The 17,605-nt window shown below is 57.2% G+C and carries 11 protein-coding genes; 8 read left to right on the top strand and 3 right to left on the bottom strand.

Features of this window, described 5'->3' with window-relative positions; translation table 11 throughout:
* Positions 1–236: 236 nt before the first annotated feature.
* The 3 genes from aroA (at position 237) to rpsA (ending at position 4,233) form a co-directional block, all read left to right on the top strand.
* Complete coding sequence (aroA, locus tag PY793_RS08005; RefSeq protein WP_408744687.1) at positions 237–1,586, top strand: 3-phosphoshikimate 1-carboxyvinyltransferase; 1,350 nt, start codon at positions 237–239, stop codon at positions 1,584–1,586.
* Positions 1,583–2,236: a (d)CMP kinase gene (gene cmk, locus PY793_RS08000; protein WP_275177583.1), complete on the top strand. Its 654-nt coding sequence runs from the start codon at positions 1,583–1,585 to the stop codon at positions 2,234–2,236. The genes aroA and cmk overlap by 4 nt, the downstream gene beginning before the upstream one ends.
* A 284-nt stretch (positions 2,237–2,520) precedes the next feature.
* Positions 2,521–4,233: a 30S ribosomal protein S1 gene (rpsA, locus tag PY793_RS07995; protein ID WP_275177582.1), complete on the top strand. Its 1,713-nt coding sequence runs from the start codon at positions 2,521–2,523 to the stop codon at positions 4,231–4,233.
* Between the two features lie 149 nt (positions 4,234–4,382).
* On the opposite strand, the gene PY793_RS07990 is transcribed toward rpsA, so the two are convergent.
* Complete coding sequence (locus PY793_RS07990) at positions 4,383–5,129, bottom strand: LexA family transcriptional regulator (RefSeq protein ID WP_275177581.1); 747 nt, start codon at positions 5,127–5,129, stop codon at positions 4,383–4,385.
* An 834-nt stretch (positions 5,130–5,963) separates the two neighbouring features.
* On the opposite strand from PY793_RS07990, the gene PY793_RS07985 reads away from it, so the two are divergent.
* Positions 5,964–9,923: an autotransporter outer membrane beta-barrel domain-containing protein gene (locus PY793_RS07985; protein WP_275177580.1), complete on the top strand. Its 3,960-nt coding sequence runs from the start codon at positions 5,964–5,966 to the stop codon at positions 9,921–9,923.
* A 134-nt stretch (positions 9,924–10,057) separates the two neighbouring features.
* On the opposite strand, the gene rdgB is transcribed toward PY793_RS07985, so the two are convergent.
* Positions 10,058–10,657, bottom strand: coding sequence for an RdgB/HAM1 family non-canonical purine NTP pyrophosphatase (rdgB, locus tag PY793_RS07980; RefSeq protein ID WP_275177579.1), 600 nt, complete (start codon positions 10,655–10,657; stop codon positions 10,058–10,060).
* Complete coding sequence (rph, locus tag PY793_RS07975; RefSeq protein ID WP_275177578.1) at positions 10,654–11,388, bottom strand: ribonuclease PH; 735 nt, start codon at positions 11,386–11,388, stop codon at positions 10,654–10,656. The genes rdgB and rph overlap by 4 nt, the downstream gene beginning before the upstream one ends.
* 124 nt (positions 11,389–11,512) lie before the next feature.
* Between rph and hrcA the strand changes: the two genes are divergently transcribed.
* From hrcA to PY793_RS07955, 4 genes are all read left to right on the top strand, one after another.
* Positions 11,513–12,592, top strand: coding sequence for a heat-inducible transcriptional repressor HrcA (hrcA, locus tag PY793_RS07970; RefSeq protein ID WP_275177577.1), 1,080 nt, complete (start codon positions 11,513–11,515; stop codon positions 12,590–12,592).
* 108 nt (positions 12,593–12,700) lie between these two features.
* Positions 12,701–15,409: a penicillin-binding protein 1A gene (locus PY793_RS07965; protein WP_275177576.1), complete on the top strand. Its 2,709-nt coding sequence runs from the start codon at positions 12,701–12,703 to the stop codon at positions 15,407–15,409.
* Positions 15,410–15,468: 59 nt separating this feature from the next.
* Positions 15,469–16,600, top strand: a protein-coding gene (gene prfB / locus PY793_RS07960; RefSeq protein ID WP_275177575.1) for a peptide chain release factor 2 whose coding sequence is annotated in 2 segments (ribosomal slippage) — positions 15,469–15,537 and positions 15,539–16,600 — 1,131 coding nt in all. Because the reading frame shifts where the segments join, the coding sequence is not laid out codon by codon here.
* 300 nt (positions 16,601–16,900) lie between these two features.
* Positions 16,901–17,587, top strand: coding sequence for an energy transducer TonB (locus tag PY793_RS07955; protein WP_275177574.1), 687 nt, complete (start codon positions 16,901–16,903; stop codon positions 17,585–17,587).
* Positions 17,588–17,605 lie beyond the last annotated feature (18 nt).

Genomic DNA, 17,605 nt, shown 5'->3' with positions numbered 1-17,605 from the left:
GTCAATCCTGAGCAGATATTGGGGCCAACGCCCCGGAACACGAACGAACCCCGAACAGCACCGGAATGCTGAGACAGGACTCGAACCAGACTGTTAAGGCGATGCCCAATGCCACTGTGTTTCGGGTCGTGTCAAACCCGGAGTTTGCAAAAGGTGGTATTTTCTACATCTTCCCCCCTCTTTTTCTGCCTCTGCCCGGATTGACTTGCAGGCCGTCCCGCCGGAATGAAAAGAGCATGACACACGCATCCTCCCCCTCCGCCCGTCCGCTGCGGGTTACGCGCGCGCAGGCTCCTCTTTCCGGTTCCATCCGCGTGCCGGGTGACAAATCCATTAGCCATCGCGCTCTTATGTTTGCCTCCCTTGCCCGGGGGGAAACCCATATTACCGGGCTTCTGGAGGGGGAGGACGTTCTGCGCACTGCGGCAGCCATGCGCGCGCTGGGCGCACAGGTGGCGCAGCACGCACCGGGGGAGTGGCACGTAAGTGGTCTGGGCATTGGCAAGCTGCGTGAACCGGACGATGTGCTGGATATGGGCAATTCCGGCACGGCGGCCCGTCTTCTGTCCGGTATTCTGGCCAGCCACGGCATGGTGTCGGTCATGACCGGGGACGCCAGCCTGCGCCGCCGCCCCATGAAGCGCGTCATGGACCCGCTGGCAGGTACGGGAGCCACCTTTATGGCGCGTGAGGGCGGACGCCTGCCTATGGCCATTCATGGTCTGGCAGACCCGAGGCCGCTGGATTATTGCCTGCCCGTGGCCTCTGCACAGGTCAAATCCGCCGTGTTGCTGGCCGGGTTGAACGCACAGGGGCAGACGCGGGTGGAAGAACCTGTGGCGACCCGTGACCATACCGAAAACATGCTCCGTCATTTTGGCGCGCATGTTCAGGTGGAGGAAACCCCGCAGGGTGGTCGGGTTATTGTGCTGCAGGGGCGCCCGGACCTTGTTGCGCGTGATGTGGTGGTGCCGGGGGACCCGTCCTCCGCAGCCTTTCCCATTGTAGCAGCTCTGCTGGTGCCGGAGGCGGATATTACCATTTCTGTGGTGGGGCTGAATCCCCTGCGCACCGGCCTGTTCATGACCTTGCAGGAAATGGGAGCACAGCTTGAGATCACCAATATCCGCACCGAAGGGGGCGAACTGGTGGGCGACCTGCATGTACGTGCGTCCAGCCTTAAAGGTGTGACCGTGCCTGCGGACCGCGCTCCGTCCATGATTGATGAATACCCCATTCTGGCCGTGGCGGCGGCGTATGCTTCTGGCGTCTCGCGCTTTTGCGGGGTGGAGGAACTGCGCGTGAAGGAGAGCGACCGTCTGGCCGCAACCGTGGCGCTGCTGGAAAACAATGGCGTTAAAACAGCGGTCGAAGGGGATGATCTGGTTGTATTTGGCACCAGCAATGCCATCCCCGGCGGTGGTGTGGTGCAGACCCATATGGACCACCGGCTGGCCATGAGCGCTTCCGTGCTGGGGCTGGTGGCCCGGAACCCGGTGGAAATAGATGATACCGCGTTCATAGACACCAGCTTTCCCGGCTATTTGCAGCTCATGAACAGCCTTGGCGCGGGGTTTGCAGCATGACGCGCGGCGGACCCGTTATTGCCGTGGATGGCCCTGCGGCCGCAGGCAAGGGCACTCTGGCCCGCAAGCTGGCCGAAGCACTGGACCTGCCATATCTGGATACAGGGTTGCTCTACCGTGCCGTAGGGCGGCTGGCCCTTGATGCCGGGCAGGACCCCGCACAACCTGCCGAACGGTTCGCCCAGGCCCTGACGCCAGAGGACATGCAGCGCAAGGACCTGCGTCTGCCAGATGCCGCCCTTGCGGCCAGCAAGGTAGCAGCCCAGCCTGCGGTGCGCGCCGCTCTGGTGGAAACCCAGCGCCGCTTTGCCGCCCGGCGGGGGGCTGTGCTGGACGGGCGGGATATTGGCACTGCCATTTTTCCCGATGCGGATGTCAAACTGTTCATTACCGCATCTCCCGCCACCCGCACGCTCAGGCGCTTCTTGCAAAGTGGGGGAGACCCGGCCGCCCCCGATGCGCAAGCGCAGCTCCATGCGATGGAAGAAGCCCTGCGTGCGCGGGACAAGGCCGATACCAGCCGGGATTCCGCACCCATGCGGGTTGCGGATGACGCATATGTGATCAAGACTGACGCGCTGGATGCGCAGGCCGTTCTGGCCGAAGCCTTGCGGTTTACGCGGGAACGACTCGTGGCTGCACAAGGCTGATTACTGGCCCCGTACAGGGGGTATCAAGGTGCTGTAGCGCGTTTTTTGTCCCCCATTTGCGTGATGGATGGCGCTTTAAGTTGACAAACCGGGGTCAGGTGTTCTCTGTGCAAACAGAAATCCGCCCCAATGGTGGGTTTTTCTTGATAACAGTCTGGCCTGACTCACCAATCGGGAGGGTATTGTGACCCGTCCGCTCCGTCAGGCAAGTCGTGCCGCAGTTTGCGGTGCGCAGGAACAGCCTGCACGCATGTTGCTGACGGGCTCAGGATTTACGGTACCACATGGCTTCAGCCACCACCCAGACCACGGATCACTTCCGTGGCGAAGATTTTGCAGCCCTTCTTGATGAGACCCTTGGCCGCGATTCCGGCTTTGACGGGTCCGTTGTTCGCGGTCGCGTTGTTCGTCTGACCGACGATTACGCCATTGTTGACGTCGGCCTGAAGAGCGAAGGCCGCGTTTCCCTGCGTGAATTTGCACCTCCGGGCGTCAAGCCTGAAGTGCAGCCGGGCGATGTGATCGAACTGTACGTCGAACGTTATGAAGATCGCGACGGCAGCATTGTTCTCTCCCGCGAAAAAGCACGCCGTGAAGAAGCCTGGACCAGCCTCGAAAAAGCTTTCGAAGCCAACCAGCGCGTCAATGGCACCATCTATGGCCGCGTTAAAGGTGGCTTTACGGTTGATCTGGGCGGCGCCATGGCGTTCCTTCCCGGCAGCCAGGTGGACATCCGCCCCGTGCGTGACGTTGGCCCGCTGATGGGTGTGCCCCAGCCGTTCCAGATTCTGAAGATGGACCGTGCACGTGGCAACATCGTTGTGTCCCGTCGTGCCGTTCTGGAAGAAACGCGTGCTGAACAGCGCAGCGAACTGATCCAGGGCCTGACAGAAGGCATGATCCTTGATGGCGTGGTCAAGAACATCACCGATTACGGTGCGTTCGTTGATCTGGGTGGCGTTGACGGCCTGCTGCATGTGACCGATATCGCATGGAAGCGTATCAACCATCCCTCCGAAGCATTGCAGATCGGCCAGCCGGTACGCGTGCAGGTGATCCGCTTCAACCCCGAAACGCAGCGCATCTCCCTTGGCATGAAGCAGCTTGAAGCTGATCCATGGGAAAATGTTGCGCTTAAGTACCCGCCGGGTGCGCGCTTTACGGGCCGCGTGACCAACATTACCGATTACGGCGCATTCGTTGAGCTGGAACCTGGTGTTGAAGGTCTGGTGCACGTTTCCGAAATGTCCTGGACGAAAAAGAACGTCCACCCCGGCAAAATCGTTGCGACCTCTCAGGAAGTGGACGTGATGGTTCTGGATGTGGACAGCTCCAAGCGCCGCATCTCTCTGGGTCTGAAGCAGGTTCAGCGCAATCCTTGGGAACAGTTCGCTGAAGAACACAAGGTTGGCTCCACCGTGGAAGGCGAAATCCGCAACATTACGGAATTCGGCCTGTTCATCGGCCTGTCCGCGGATATCGACGGCATGGTGCACATGTCCGACCTGTCCTGGGACGAAGCTGGCGAAGAAGCCATGAAGAACTACGAAAAGGGCCAGGTTGTAAAAGCCAAGGTTCTGGACGTGGACGTGGAAAAAGAACGTATCTCCCTTGGCATCAAGCAGCTTCAGGAAGATCCGGCAGCCGATGCGCTGGCCAGCATCCAGAAGGGCACGATCGTAACCTGCATCGTGACCGCTGTGCAGACCAACGGCATTGAAGTGAAGGTTGACGACGTTCTGAGCGGCTTCATCCGCCGTGCGGAACTGGCGCGTGACAAAGCCGAGCAGCGCCCCGAACGCTTCGCCATTGGCGAACGTGTGGACGCCAAGGTTGTGTCTGTTGACCGTGCATCCCGCAAAGTTGCCCTGACCATCAAGGGCCGCGAAGTGGAAGAAGACAAGCAGGCTATCAACGAATACGGCTCCGCAGACAGCGGTGCGTCGCTTGGTGATATTCTGGGTGCAGCGATCCGTCGCCGTAACACCGAAGACTGAGCATAAAAAACCGGAATGGTTTGCGCCATTCCGGTTTGGCAGAACCTTTTGCCATGCAAAAAAATAGCGCCCCACAAGGGCGCTATTTTTTATGGGGGGTGTCTGTCACCCTGCTCTGAAGCTGCGGGAGTGCCCTTTTAGACTTTCTTCTAAAGGGTGGTCGTCATCAACATGGCGACTCTGCCAATGATACACATTGTGCCACTGCTGTCTGGCTCTCCCCAGCGCACCGAGGACATCAGTACTTCTTCAGGTGGGTAGTTCTTATTGTTGCTTGATACAAGAATTGTACCGTCTGTTCTTGCCGATAAACGCTTTACAAAGACGGCACCATGCATCACAAAAACATAGACGCCAAAAAGCTGATCTGTTCTTCTTGTGTCTATGACCATGGCATCTCCACTATTGATGGTAGGAGACATGCTATCCCCTGAAGCGTGCATAATAATTGTATCTTTTGCAACGCACTTGGCCATTTCCAGAGCGGCCTTGAATATAGGAATAAATACTGGTTTTTCCTGATAGTAATCAAGGCGACCAAACCCGGCAGAGGCATCAATATCAAAATAACGAACATTTAAAGTGTTCTGGTCCGGAATCACTTCGTCATTCGTTGGTTTAGTTAACGCCATTCCTCTGGTGGGTGCGCCGTGTCCTTCAGCCAGCCATTCAATACTCACGTTGCAGGCGTTGGCCAGAGCTACCAGCGCAGTCGCTTTCATGTCACGGCCAGAGAGATAACGACTGAGAGTGCTTAGAGGCATTTGTGCACGAATGGCAACCTGAGTATTGCCTCCGGCTGCCTGTACTGCCTGCTGAAGCCGCAAAGCGCGCTCTGCCACTTCGGCTTCCTTATCGTCGGGGCCGAAATCTGAATTCAAAGGTATCTTTCCCATATATATTTTCATTTCGGCAATAATTTATCTTGGAATTTTACAAAAACTTACAAACTGGAAGTTATTAGGCCCGAAAGCGCTAATCGTGGTTGCCAAATGGGAAATAACATGCCATTCTCCGGGTAATGACCTGAGGTAGTCCCCAAGTTGTTGGACCAAAAAACAGAGTCAGTACGGCCGACTCTGTTGAGAGAGCCAATGATTATGACACGAAAGGCATGGAAAGTGCACGTTGAGTATCTGACGACGTAAACAAGAGAGTGTTTTGGTGTCTGTACCTGTGTTTTTTCAGGTATTGGGGATGGCAGGAAGCGCCATTGGCAACATCCTTTCCTTCCTAATTCACCTTATTCAGGGAAGGTGTCAGCTTGTTAAGTTGATGGAAGGAGGACGTTCGGAAAGGTTTTTCTGACCGTTCCCGTGTGATGATTCTCCTGTTTTCCAGGTTGCTGGCCGTCAACCTGTAAGTCGGGCGAAGGTTGATCTGTATCAAAGTGAGTGTGGTCTATGAACGTCAAGGCATTCAAGCCTGCGGACGTCCATGGGTGTGCGCTCACACCTGTCTGTCGGTTCTTCAGATTGTCTGAGACTTCATGCTCTGAAGCAGAGAGTGTGTCTAGAAAAAGCCTTATAAAATCAATGGGAGTTATAAAATGAAAATTATTCTATAAATGATATTGCTAAAAGCAATATTAGGATTATGAGGGTGTAACTAGTATAAAAAAAACAGGTGAAGAAATGAATAAGCCAATACTTACAAATTTTTCATTATGGCGAAGTGGGAGTGCTGGAGTCGGTGTCCTCGTTGCCGTCTGCCTGTCTGCAACACGGACAATGGCCGCTCTTTCTGCTGGGGTAAGCGTTACTCAGGACACCCCTCAGGTTACGGTCAATACGCCAGTAAGTGGCAGTATCGGGCTTTATAATAACGCCAATATCAGTACCAATCTGACTATTGCCAATGGTGGAAGTCTTACAGGGACTGCCGGACAGGGGGTGTGGAATGACTTCACTGGCAAGATCGCCCAAGTGATCAACAATGGTGCCATTAGTGGTAGTACCGGAATGAGCAACCTTGGACAGATAGGTTCGTTTGAAAACGGTAACACGGGTACGTTGACTGGAGTTTCAGGGTCTAAGGGTTTTTTCAACGCTGGTAAGATCACGTCCCTGACCAATGACAAGGGCGGAAGTATTACTGCGAATCAGGCTGCCGTTTATAATGATACAAATGGTCAGATCGGTAAGTTGGACAATGAGGGTACCATTCAGAGTACCAGTGGAACTGGGGTTGCCAATTATACATCCGCCAATATTCAGACATTTGTTAATAATGGCAGTATTACAGGACTTAATGCTATTAATAACCTCGGGACGTTGGGGTCGTTTGAGAACGGTAGCACGGGTACACTGACCGGAATTTCAGGATGGTCTGGTTTTTCCAATAGCGGTAATGTCACGTCCCTGACCAATGATAAGGGTGGCGCCATTACAAGTAACAGTGCGGCAGGGGTAAACAATCTGGGCGGTAGCCAGATTCAGACATTTGTCAATAATGGCAGTATTACGGGTATATATGCTGTTGCCAATTCTGGGACGTTGGTCTCGTTTGAGAACGGTAGCACGGGTACACTGACCGGGCTTTCAGGATGGTCTGGTTTTTACAATATCAGTAAGGTCACGTTACTGACCAATGATAATGGCGGAACCATTACTGGTGGAAATACCCAGTCAGGGGTTCTCAATGATACGGTTGGCCAGATTACCACTCTGGATAACAAGGGTGTTATTACGGGGAGTAAGAACGGTAACGGTCAGGGAATACGCAACGCAGGCACAATTTCTACGCTCACAAACGAAAGTGGCGGGTCTATTGTGGGAACCGGCACTGGGGCGGCCCTCTATAATGTTGCCGGTGCTCACATCACCACAGTCAGTAACAGTGGTGCCATCACTGCTGCGGCTTCTGGTATTTATAATGCCGGTATCATCAGTGCTCTGACCAATAATGGCGGTGGTAGCATTACAAGTAACAGTGCGGCAGGGGTAAACAATCTGGGCGGTAGCCAGATTCAGACATTTGTTAATAATGGCAGTATTACGGGTATATATGCTGTTGCCAATTCTGGAACGTTGGGCTCGTTTGAGAACGGTAGCACGGGTACGCTGACCGGGCTTTCAGGATGGTCTGGTTTTTACAATATCGGTAAGGTCACGTTACTGACCAATGATAATGGCGGAACCATTACTGGTGGAAATACCCAGTCAGGGATTCTCAATGATGCAGGCGGCCAGATTACCACTCTGGACAACAAGGGTGTTATTACAGATATTAGTGATGGTCAGGGAATACGCAACGCAGGCACAATTTCCACGCTCACGAATGAAATTGGCGGGTCTATTGTAGGGAGCGGTACTAGTGCGGCCCTTTATAATGATACCAATGGCCACATTAGCACAGTCAATAACAGTGGTAACATTACTGCTGCGTCTTATGGCATTTATAACTCCGGTCTTATCAGTGCTCTGACCAATAATAATGGTGGTGCCATTACAGGTACTAACGGGGTAGGGGTAGGGGTTGGTAATCAGAGTGGTGGCCAGATTCAGACATTTCTCAATAATGGCACGATCAGTGGTACTATCGGAAATGGTGTGTACAATGCAGGCCAGATTACCACACTGACAAATGGCAAGGACGGCAGTATCCTCAGTAATGGCGCTTCGGCGCTTGGTGATGTTGAGGGGGGTCAGATCGGCACGGTGAATAATTATGGCACGATCAATGGTGGCAAATATGGGGTCAACAATAGTGGGGTCAACAATATTGGTGGAACCATTGGTGTTCTGAACAACTATGGCACCATTACGGGTGTGCTGGGTTCGATCAATAATGCAGCGGGTGTCGGCACCACGGTTGTCAACAATTACGGTGTGCTCAATGGCTCGGTCGCGTTGGGGACGGCAACGCTCAATCTGCTGGCCGGTGACAGTCCGTCTTCATCTGTCGTCAATGGTGGTATTACGGGCACATCCGCTTCGGCCATCACTGTTGGCACCAGTACAAATGCGACCAGCTTTACAGCCAATGGCAATGCCAGTGTGGGTGCGATCCAGGTGGCTTCCGGCAGCACTCTGGCGCTTTCGAATGGCAATACCTGGCAGGCTAGTGGTGATGTGACCAATAATGGTACGATTGCACTCAGTGCTCCCGGTTCTGTAGGCATCGGGGCTGGCGGACAGTTCACCAACAATGGCACGCTTGATCTGACGTCCTCCACCAGTGCCGGGAACCAGATGACGGTTGGTGGCAATTATGCCAGCGGCAGTGCCAGCATCCTCCGGGTTAACGGCGGAACAGGCAGCACGAATGCAACCGTAACCGTCAACGGGGTTTCGGTGGATGTGCTTAAGAGTGACAGGGTGCAGATCAGTGGTGCCGTGACCCTGAACGGCGGACAGGTTGCCCTCACTACAAACGGAGCGGCCTTGAAATATGGTCAGGCTTACGAAATTCTTTCGGCGGCCAGCGGAGTGAATGGCCGTTACGGCAGCCTGAACACCGACCTTGCTAATTCGTATCTCTTCCTGTCTCCCTCTCTGGTGTATACCGACAACACTGTTGACGTGATGGCTGTGCGCAACCAGACCTCGTTCCTCTCTGTTGCCGATACCCGCAATGGAAGGGCCGTCGGTGGACTTATGGACGCCCTGCCGGTGTCCGATCCTGTGTCAGCCGCGCTTGCACAGCTTGACGGACAGGGCGCGCGTTCGGCGTTTAATTCCCTCTCCGGCGAAATTCACGCATCTGCACGTACGGCTCTGGTTCAGGACAGCTTTTTTGTCAGGCAGTCCGCGCTGGACCGTCTGAACAGCGCGGAGTGTGACGGGGCTTCGACGAACGGCACGATCCATACAGCCAGTCTGAAGGCAGATCGCACTCAGGGTGGGTGTCAGCCCCGTCAGGTTGTTCTGTGGGGTATTGCTTACGGTAGTCTTGGACATAATTCCGGGAGTGATGGTGCTGCAAACATGCAGCATTCAACAGCCGGGTTTGTGATGGGAGCAGACACTCTGGTAGCACGGACATGGCGTGTGGGTGGGCTGGTGAGCTATGGCCGGTCCATGTTTGATCTGGGTGGGGATCGTAATTCCTCTGGTCACAGCAACAATGTTTCCATTGGTGGTTATGGTGGCACGCATTGGGGCGGGCTGAACCTGCGGCTGGGTGCGACGTATACATGGGATATGCTCAGTACCAGTCGGGATGTAGCACTTCCCGGCTTTGGCAACCGTCTTACAGGCAGCTATCTTGGCGGTACGGCGCAGGGTTTTGGCGAACTGGGCTATAAGTTCCATATTGCTCATACGGTGCTCGAACCGTTTGCGAATGTTGCTTATGTAAACCTGCACACGAACGGTTATCACGAGCGGGGCGGCAGTGCGGCTCTGGCGGGTAAGGCGACAGATACAGGGGTGACGTTTTCAACCTTTGGCGGGCGTGTGTCATCCGAGGTGCGTGTCAGGAAGCTGACGCTGGTCCCCTATGGGAGTCTGTCCTACCGGCATGCCTTTGGGCTGACGACACCCACGTTACGGGAAACATTTGCCCATGCGGGTGGCAGCGGAATGGATATTGCCGGTGTTGCTCTTTCAACGAATGCGGCGGTTCTGGATACCGGGCTTACCATGCGTCTGACTGACCGGATTGATGTGGGTCTTTCCTATATCGGGCAGTATGGCAACCAGTCGGTAGAGAGTGGTGCCAAGGCACACTGTAGCTTTAAATTCTGAGGCCTGGTCTGAGTAAAGTGTGACTTGACCATGGACCGGAGGGAAGGGGATGGCGCGCCCTTCCCCCACGGCGGCAGCAGGCGATCCGGTGATGACCGCCTCTACCGTTCAGGTCTGAAAAGACAGAAGACGTTCTAGTTCAGACAGGCCTTGCGGAAGGCGGCAAACGCACGGGCGCGGTGGCTGATGGCGTTTTTCTGCTCGTCTGTCATTTCCGCAAAGCTGCTGGTCTGGTTTTCGGGCTCAAAAATCGGGTCGTATCCGTGGCCGTTGGTGCCGCGTGGGGGCCAGATAATCTGCCCGTCAATCCGCCCTTCAAAGCTGAATGTGCGCCCATCGGGGAAGGCAAGGCAGAGTACGCAGACAAACCATGCGTTGCGCTCGTCCTGCCCGATCCCTTCCTCAATCCGCGTCATGGCGGCGTTAAAGTCCTTGTCGGGGCCAGCCCAGCGGGCTGAGTAAATACCCGGCGCACCCCCCAGAGCACTGACACACAGGCCTGAATCATCGGCCAGTGCGGGCAGGTTGGCCGCCTGTGCCGCCGCCTGTGCCTTGATGGCGGCATTGCCTGCAAAGGTTGTGGCGGTTTCCTCTGGTTCGGGCAGGTGCAGTTCCCCGGCGGAGAGTACGGTAATGCCAAATTCTGCCATAAGGGCGGAAAATTCGGCCAGCTTGCCAGCGTTATGGGTGGCAAGCACCAGCGTGTCGCCGGGTTTAAGAATGGGGTTGGTCATGTTCTGGGCTGCTCTGCTGTGTTGACTGCGGTCAACTGGGCTTCAAACAGTTCGCCTGCACCTTTGCGGGCAAGGGCGAACAGGGAGTTAAAGGCATCCTCGCTAAAGGGAGCATGTTCGGCCGAAGCCTGAATTTCCACAATACGGTTATCCGCGCTCAGTACAAAGTTGGTGTCGGCCAGAGCGGCGCTGTCTTCCTCGTAGTCAAGGTCCAGCACGGCACCGGCGCTGGTCAGCCCGCAGGATACGGCAGCCACCTGCCCGGTCAGTGGCATGCGTTGCAGCACACGGTTGGCTACCAGCCTGCCAAGGGCCAGACGGAGGGCCACCCATGCGCCGGTAATGGAGGCGCAGCGCGTGCCACCATCGGCGTTCAGGACGTCGCAATCCAGTGTAATGCAGAGTTCACCAAGAGCTTTAAGGTCCGTGACTGCACGCAGGGAGCGACCGATCAGGCGCTGGATTTCCTGCGTGCGGCCAGACTGTTTGCCCCGTGCCGCCTCGCGGTTGCCGCGGGCATGGGTGGCACGGGGCAGCATGCCGTATTCCGCCGTCACCCACCCGCTTCCCTTGCCACGCAGGAAAGGGGGAACGCGGTTTTCCACACTGGCGGTGCACAGAACCTCGGTGCCACCAATGCGGATAAGGGCTGAGCCTTCTGCATGGTGGGAAACACCGGTTTCTATCATAATCGGGCGCATCTGCCCGGTCTGTCGGCCTGATGGACGCATGCTGCGGCTCCTGCAAAACAATAACAAAGGGTTGCACCTGCACATAAAATGCTTTTGGCAGGAGTAAAACCGGCAATAAGCCGTTATAATCGCTTATCAGACCGCCCGAAGGAGCCTGAGAGCCATGAAGCGTGGCCTGTTGCCTGCCCAAGCAATGTTACCTCCCGAACTGGATGGACGCTCCGCCAACATCCTGCGCGAGATTGTGGAAGAATATATGGCCAGTGGTGAGCCTGTAGGCTCGCGCACCCTTTCGCGCCGGTTGGGGCAGCCGCTTTCGCCTGCAACAATCCGCAATGTCATGGTCTCCCTGACAGAAGCGGGGCTTTTGTTTTCCCCGCACACATCGGCAGGTCGCCTGCCAACGGAAAAAGGGCTGCGCTTGTTTGTGGATGGGCTGCTTCAGTTTGGCGCGCTTTCAGAAGATGAGCAGAAGGTGATAGGCCATTCGCTGGAAGCGCGCGGGCGTTCCTTGCAGGATACGCTGACCGAAGCATCTTCCCTGCTGGCGGGCATGTCCGATGCGGCAGGGCTGGTGGTGGCTCCCAGGGGTGAGGGCGGGATCAAGCACATAGAGTTCGTGGCGCTGGGCGGCAACCGTGCCCTTGTGGTGCTGGTGGGTGCCGATGGGCATGTGGAAAACCGGGTGATCGAAATCCCGGCAGGGACTCCGCCTTCTGCACTGGTGGAGGCCGCCAATTACCTGAACGCGCGCGCCATGGGGGCATCCCTGCCTGACCTGCGCCACCGGGTGGGGGCGGAAATGAGCGAAAACCGCATGGTGCTGAACAGCCTGACCGCCGAGGTGGTGGAGAGTGGTCTGGCGATCTGGAACACGGAGCGGGGGGAAAGTGGCGGCACGCTGATCGTGCGTGGCCAGTCGCGCCTGCTGGCCGATGTGGACGGGCAGGAACGTCTTGTGGCCATCCAGACCCTGTTTGACCGGCTGGAAGCGCAGGAGACAATGCTGCGTCTGCTGGAACTGGTTGAAAGTTCGGAAGGTGTGCGCATTTTTATTGGCGCGGAAAGCGGTCTGTTTGGTACCACCGGCATGTCCGTTGTCATGGCTCCGGCCAGAAACGAGGCAAACAGGATTGTCGGGGCCATAGGCGTTATTGGTCCGACGCGCATAAATTACGGGCGTGTTGTGCCTGTGGTGGACTATACAGCGCGCATATTGGGCGAACTGCTGGGTCAGGCGTAAAAACCGGGCCTGTCAGGGTCTGGAGTACAGGTCGGAATTCCGCCACGATTGTAAAGAGAATGGTGATGGCGAGGAGACGACAGAATATGGGAATGATAAAGGACCGGTATGACACGCACTCCCCTTTCTGGTGACCCGGATTCTTCCCCCCCCCATGGCCGGGATACCACACGGTCCTTTTTGTTAGGCAGGCCGTGCTTTCGGCAGTGGCGCATGCTGCTGGGTACGGCTGCGGCCGTGCTGCTGGTGGGCAGCGCTGGCGGGGCTGTGGTGGTGTGGTCGCAATACCAGAGTATTGTCGCCGACCTGCCCACGGTGGATGGCCTGCGCTCCTATCAGCCGCCGGTCATGAGCCGCCTGTACGCATCGGATGATCAGCTTGTTGCCGAACTGGCGGACGAGCGGCGGGTGTTCGTGCCTTCCAACGCCATTCCCGATCGGGTGAAAAGCGCGTTTATCGCGGCGGAAGACCAGAAGTTCTGGACCCATAAGGGCGTGGACCCCGCCGCCATTATCCGCGCGGGCCTGACCGATCTGACGCGCGGGCGTGGGCGCAGACCCATTGGCGCGTCAACCATTACACAGCAGGTTGCGCGTGTTATGCTGCTGGGGAGCAATGCTGTCTCGTTCAAGCGCAAGGCCAAGGAAGCGTTTTTGGCCATGCGTATCGAGCAGGTTTTGCCCAAGGAAAAAATTCTCGAAATTTACCTGAACGAAATTTATCTGGGCAATGGCGCCTATGGCATTGGTGCCGCCGCCCAGACATATTTTAACAAACCTCTGGACCAGCTTGATAATGCGGAGGTTGCGTTTTTGGCGGCTCTGCCCAAGTCGCCGACCAATTATAACCCTGCCCGCTTCCCCGATGCCGCGCGTGGCCGCCGTAACTGGGTGCTGGAGCGCATGGCCGATATTGGCGCCATTACGCAGGCCGAGGCCCGGCAGGCCGAGGCGGAGCCACTTGTCAGCATCAGCTATTCCCGCCCCGGTCCCGCCCCCGGCTCCGAATGGTTTGCCGAGGAAGTCCGGCGTGAACTGCTGGAAAAATATGGTCAGGACGTCACCATGCAGGGGGGGCTGGATGTGCATACCAGTCTGGACCTGCCTCTCCAGCGTGCAGCCCAGAGTATTTTGCAGCAGGGGCTTATGGCGTATGACCGCCAGCACCGTGGCTGGCATGGTCCCGTGACGCATCTGAATACCCCTGTTCCGTTAACACAGGCGGAGTGGGTGCGTGCCCTGCGTACGGTCAGCGCTCCGCCCGGCATGCTGGACCAGTGGCGTCTGGCCATTGTGCTGGATGGCAACAAGGGGCAGGTCGGCTGGCTGGAAGGCAGCGTGGTCCGTCGCAATGTTGCGCAGGGGGGCGAACCCCATACAGGACAGATCCAGTCCAAGGATATGGCATGGGTCCGCCGTTCCCGCCCCCTTCGCACGGGTGATATTGTGATGGTCGAACCCCAGAGCGGGCAGTCCGGTGTTGCGCTGATGCAGATACCGGTTGTGGAAGGCGCGATTGTGACCATGAACGCCCGCACGGGGCGTGTTCTTGCTCTGGTGGGGGGGTGGTCTTTCCAGGCATCGCAGTTTGACCGGGCCACACAGGCGCTGCGCCAGCCGGGCTCCTCCTTCAAGCCGTTTGTCTATCTGCAGGCCATGGAGCAGGGCATATCGCCCTCTCAGGAGTTTGACGATTCCCCCGTGTCCTATGGCACATGGCACCCCAATAACTACGAAAAAGACTTCTGGGGCCCCACTTCCCTGCATGACGCGCTGCGTGAATCGCGTAACCTTGTGACCATTCGGCTTGCCGCACATCTGGGCATGAACACGGTGGCGGATACGGCCATCAAGCTCGGGCTGGTGGATAGCATGCCTCATGTGCTGCCCGCAGCGCTGGGTGCTGTGGAAACCACGGTGCTGAAGGAGGCCGGAGCCTACGCTGCCCTTGCCGCCGGAGGGCGCAGGATTACCCCAACCCTGATTGATGATGTGCAGGACCGGGATGGTCATGTCATCTGGCGACCTGCAACAGGGCTTTCTCTGGTTGCGGCTCCCTCCCCGTCTGGTGGTGGGGCCGTCAATGGGGCGGATGCCATACACCCGGATGCGCCAGCAAATGCCGGAGATGCGGGCTCTGGCATGCCCTCTCTCCAGCCATCGGTTGTGGTGCTGACCCCGCAGGACCTCCCTGCGTTGCGTGATGACAGGCCCGTAGTTGCATCCGAGCAGAGTGCTTTCCAGATCACGACCATGCTGCAGGACGTCATCCGGCGGGGTACGGGTGTACGGGCGGGTGAGGGCATAGATACACCCATCGCGGGTAAGACCGGCACCAGCCAGAATTTTAATGATGCCTGGTTCGCGGGCTACACGCCTGAACTGGTGACAGTAGTGTGGGTCGGGTTTGACACCCCCCAGTCCCTCGGACGGAACGAGACAGGGGGCGCAATCGCTGGCCCATTGTGGAACAAGGTGATGAAGACGGCCCTCAAGGACCAGCCAAAACTCGATTTTGCTGCCCCCGATGGGGTGACACTGGTCAGTTACGATACAGGCCGCGGTGTTGCGATAGATGCGTTCAAGGATGGTCAGCTCCCAGGTGTGAGCGCCAACCTGCTGAGCAACGTGGATACCCAGCAGTTGAGTGCCGCCGATACGGGGGCTGAAAATATGCCGGATTCGGAGAGCGATATGGCAGCCAGCGCCAATGGTTCGGGCCAGTCTGGCGCGGTTGCGGCCAGACCGGCTGAAGGGGGCAGCGCACCGCCCCCCGCACCTTCTGGGGGTGACATTGGCATGGGTGGCCTTTATTGAAGGCCGCAGAGAGCGGAATTAGACGATAATTCCCCAAGAGCAGATGGAGAACAGGCCCGATGTCCGCCGAGACAGAAGCCCTTAACGAGCAGATCAAGCAGTCGGTGGCGCTGCTGAGGAGGCATCTTTAACTGGGATGTCGCTGAAGGCCGCCTTGCGGAACTGAACAACCAGGCAGAAGACCCCGACCTGTGGAACAACCCCGAAGCGGCGCAGAAAATGATGCGCGAGCGCACGCTTCTGGCCAATCAGATCGAAGGTGTGCAGGCGTTGGAAACCAACGTGAACGACACCTCCGAACTGATCGAGATGGCTGAAGCCGAAGGGGACGCTGATCTGGTGGCCGAAGGGCTGGCCAGCCTGCGCGCTCTGGCGGAGGAAGCCAAACGGCGTGAGATTGAAAGCCTGCTTTCCGGCGAGGCGGATAGCAATGACTGCTACCTGGAAGTCAACGCAGGGGCTGGTGGCACGGAGGCGCAGGACTGGGCCGAAATGATGCTGCGCATGTACACCCGCTGGGCAGAGGCGCATCATTACAAGGTCACGCTGATTGAAAGCTCGGAGGGCGAACAGGCCGGGCTTAAATCCGCGACCATTCTGGTTTCCGGCCCCAATGCCTACGGCTGGCTGAAGACCGAAGCGGGTGTGCACCGGCTTGTGCGCATTTCTCCTTTTGATGCAGCAGCCCGCCGCCAGACGTCCTTCGCATCGGTCTGGGTTTACCCGGTGATTGATGATTCAATTGAAATCGAGATCAATGATGCGGACCTGAAGGTGGACACCTTCCGTGCTTCCGGCGCGGGTGGTCAGCACGTGAACAAGACGGATTCCGCCATCCGTATTACCCATATCCCTACCGGGATTGTGGTTGCGTGCCAGACGGATCGTTCCCAGCACAGGAACCGCGCCACGGCCATGCAGATGCTACGTGCACGGATGTACGAAGCCGAACTGCAACGGCGTGAAGCCGCAGCAGCCGAAGCCGAGGCAGCCAAGACCGATATTGGTTGGGGGCATCAGATACGCTCGTATGTTCTGGCCCCTTACCAGATGGTCAAGGACCTGCGCACGAGTGTTGAAACAGGTAACCCCGATGCCGTGCTGGATGGGGAGCTGGATGTTTTTATGGCGGCAGCGCTGGCCATGCGTGTGGGGGCAACCCGCTCGGAGGCAAGTGCCAGCGCGCAGTAAGTCTGGCAGTTTGCTCAGGCCCGTTATGCGGGATGGTAAAAAAGGCGGGCCCTGCACGGAGCCCGCCTTTTTTCTTCTGTGGAAAGTAATTAACTTCATAAAGTTCATATGCAAACTTTTCTTATACAACCTGCTTGACATCTGCCGTGTCAGATTGCCCAATCAGCATAATGGAGAAAGGTGTGTCAGGAGGCATACCGGGTCTGGACCATGCGGCCAGATCAAAATTCCTGAGTGTTTTTCGTGGCTGAAAACGAATCAGAGATGTTTCGTTTGGCGGCTTGAAGAGGGAGGGCCAGAATGAGTAACCCTGAGCAGCAGCCAGGTTCGGCAAAGCACGTCTTTCGGGCAAGTGCTGCTGTTGGTGTGATTGCGTTCCTGTTTGTGCTGATTATGCATGTGTTGGGCATATGGGGTCTGATCTACGGGATGGGTGATGGCAATAGCCCGCCCCCACCGGCCAGACCCATTCAGACGCGCGTTCTACCGCCCCCTCCTCCTCCGCCGCCACCCCCTCCGCCACCGCCCCCTCCGCCGGTTATGACGGTGCCTCCACCGCCGTTTATTCCGCCGCCAAAAATCGAGGTGCCACCGCCCCCCAAGCCCCCGATGCGGCACGTGAGCCGCACACCGCCCAAGCGGCCTGCGGCTCCCCCCACCCAGACCGCTGACGCGCCCCCGGTGGACATACCCAATGAGGCACCCGATACAACGGCAGGCACCTCGCCGCTGAACAACGTGCGCCCCGTCTATCCGCCAGAAATGGAGGAAGACAATATTGAAGGCCGCGTCACCATTGTGTGCGATGTGGAAACAACGGGCATGACCAGCAACTGCCGCGTGCAGTCGGTTACCGGTGGTCAGGCGTTCGCCCAGGCCGCGCTGGATTACGTACACAAGGCCCGTTACCGGCCCGCAAGCCGCAATGGTGTGCCCGTGCGGGAAGTCAACAAGACATATGTCATCCGCTTCCGTCTGGATGACTGACACAGACTAAAGCTCCGG

Origin of the sequence: Acetobacter fabarum (genome assembly GCF_029069195.1) — a bacterium.
Classification (GTDB): Bacteria; Pseudomonadota; Alphaproteobacteria; order Acetobacterales; family Acetobacteraceae; genus Acetobacter; species Acetobacter fabarum_A.
The sequence above is the reverse complement of the archived record's forward strand: the minus strand, read 5'-3'. Positions and strand labels throughout refer to the sequence as shown.

What these genes read in the sequence shown, in the direction of transcription:
- cmk (WP_275177583.1), top strand. Translation starts at nt 1,583, where the DNA reads ATGACGCGCGGCGGACCCGTTATTGCCGTGGATGGCCCTGCGGCCGCA.
- hrcA (WP_275177577.1), top strand. Translation starts at nt 11,513, where the DNA reads ATGAAGCGTGGCCTGTTGCCTGCCCAAGCAATGTTACCTCCCGAACTG.
- aroA (WP_408744687.1), top strand. Translation starts at nt 237, where the DNA reads ATGACACACGCATCCTCCCCCTCCGCCCGTCCGCTGCGGGTTACGCGC.
- rdgB (WP_275177579.1), bottom strand. Translation starts at nt 10,657, where the DNA reads ATGACCAACCCCATTCTTAAACCCGGCGACACGCTGGTGCTTGCCACC.
- PY793_RS07965 (WP_275177576.1), top strand. Translation starts at nt 12,701, where the DNA reads ATGACACGCACTCCCCTTTCTGGTGACCCGGATTCTTCCCCCCCCCAT.
- PY793_RS07990 (WP_275177581.1), bottom strand. Translation starts at nt 5,129, where the DNA reads ATGGGAAAGATACCTTTGAATTCAGATTTCGGCCCCGACGATAAGGAA.
- rpsA (WP_275177582.1), top strand. Translation starts at nt 2,521, where the DNA reads ATGGCTTCAGCCACCACCCAGACCACGGATCACTTCCGTGGCGAAGAT.
- PY793_RS07955 (WP_275177574.1), top strand. Translation starts at nt 16,901, where the DNA reads ATGAGTAACCCTGAGCAGCAGCCAGGTTCGGCAAAGCACGTCTTTCGG.
- rph (WP_275177578.1), bottom strand. Translation starts at nt 11,388, where the DNA reads ATGCGTCCATCAGGCCGACAGACCGGGCAGATGCGCCCGATTATGATA.
- PY793_RS07985 (WP_275177580.1), top strand. Translation starts at nt 5,964, where the DNA reads ATGGCCGCTCTTTCTGCTGGGGTAAGCGTTACTCAGGACACCCCTCAG.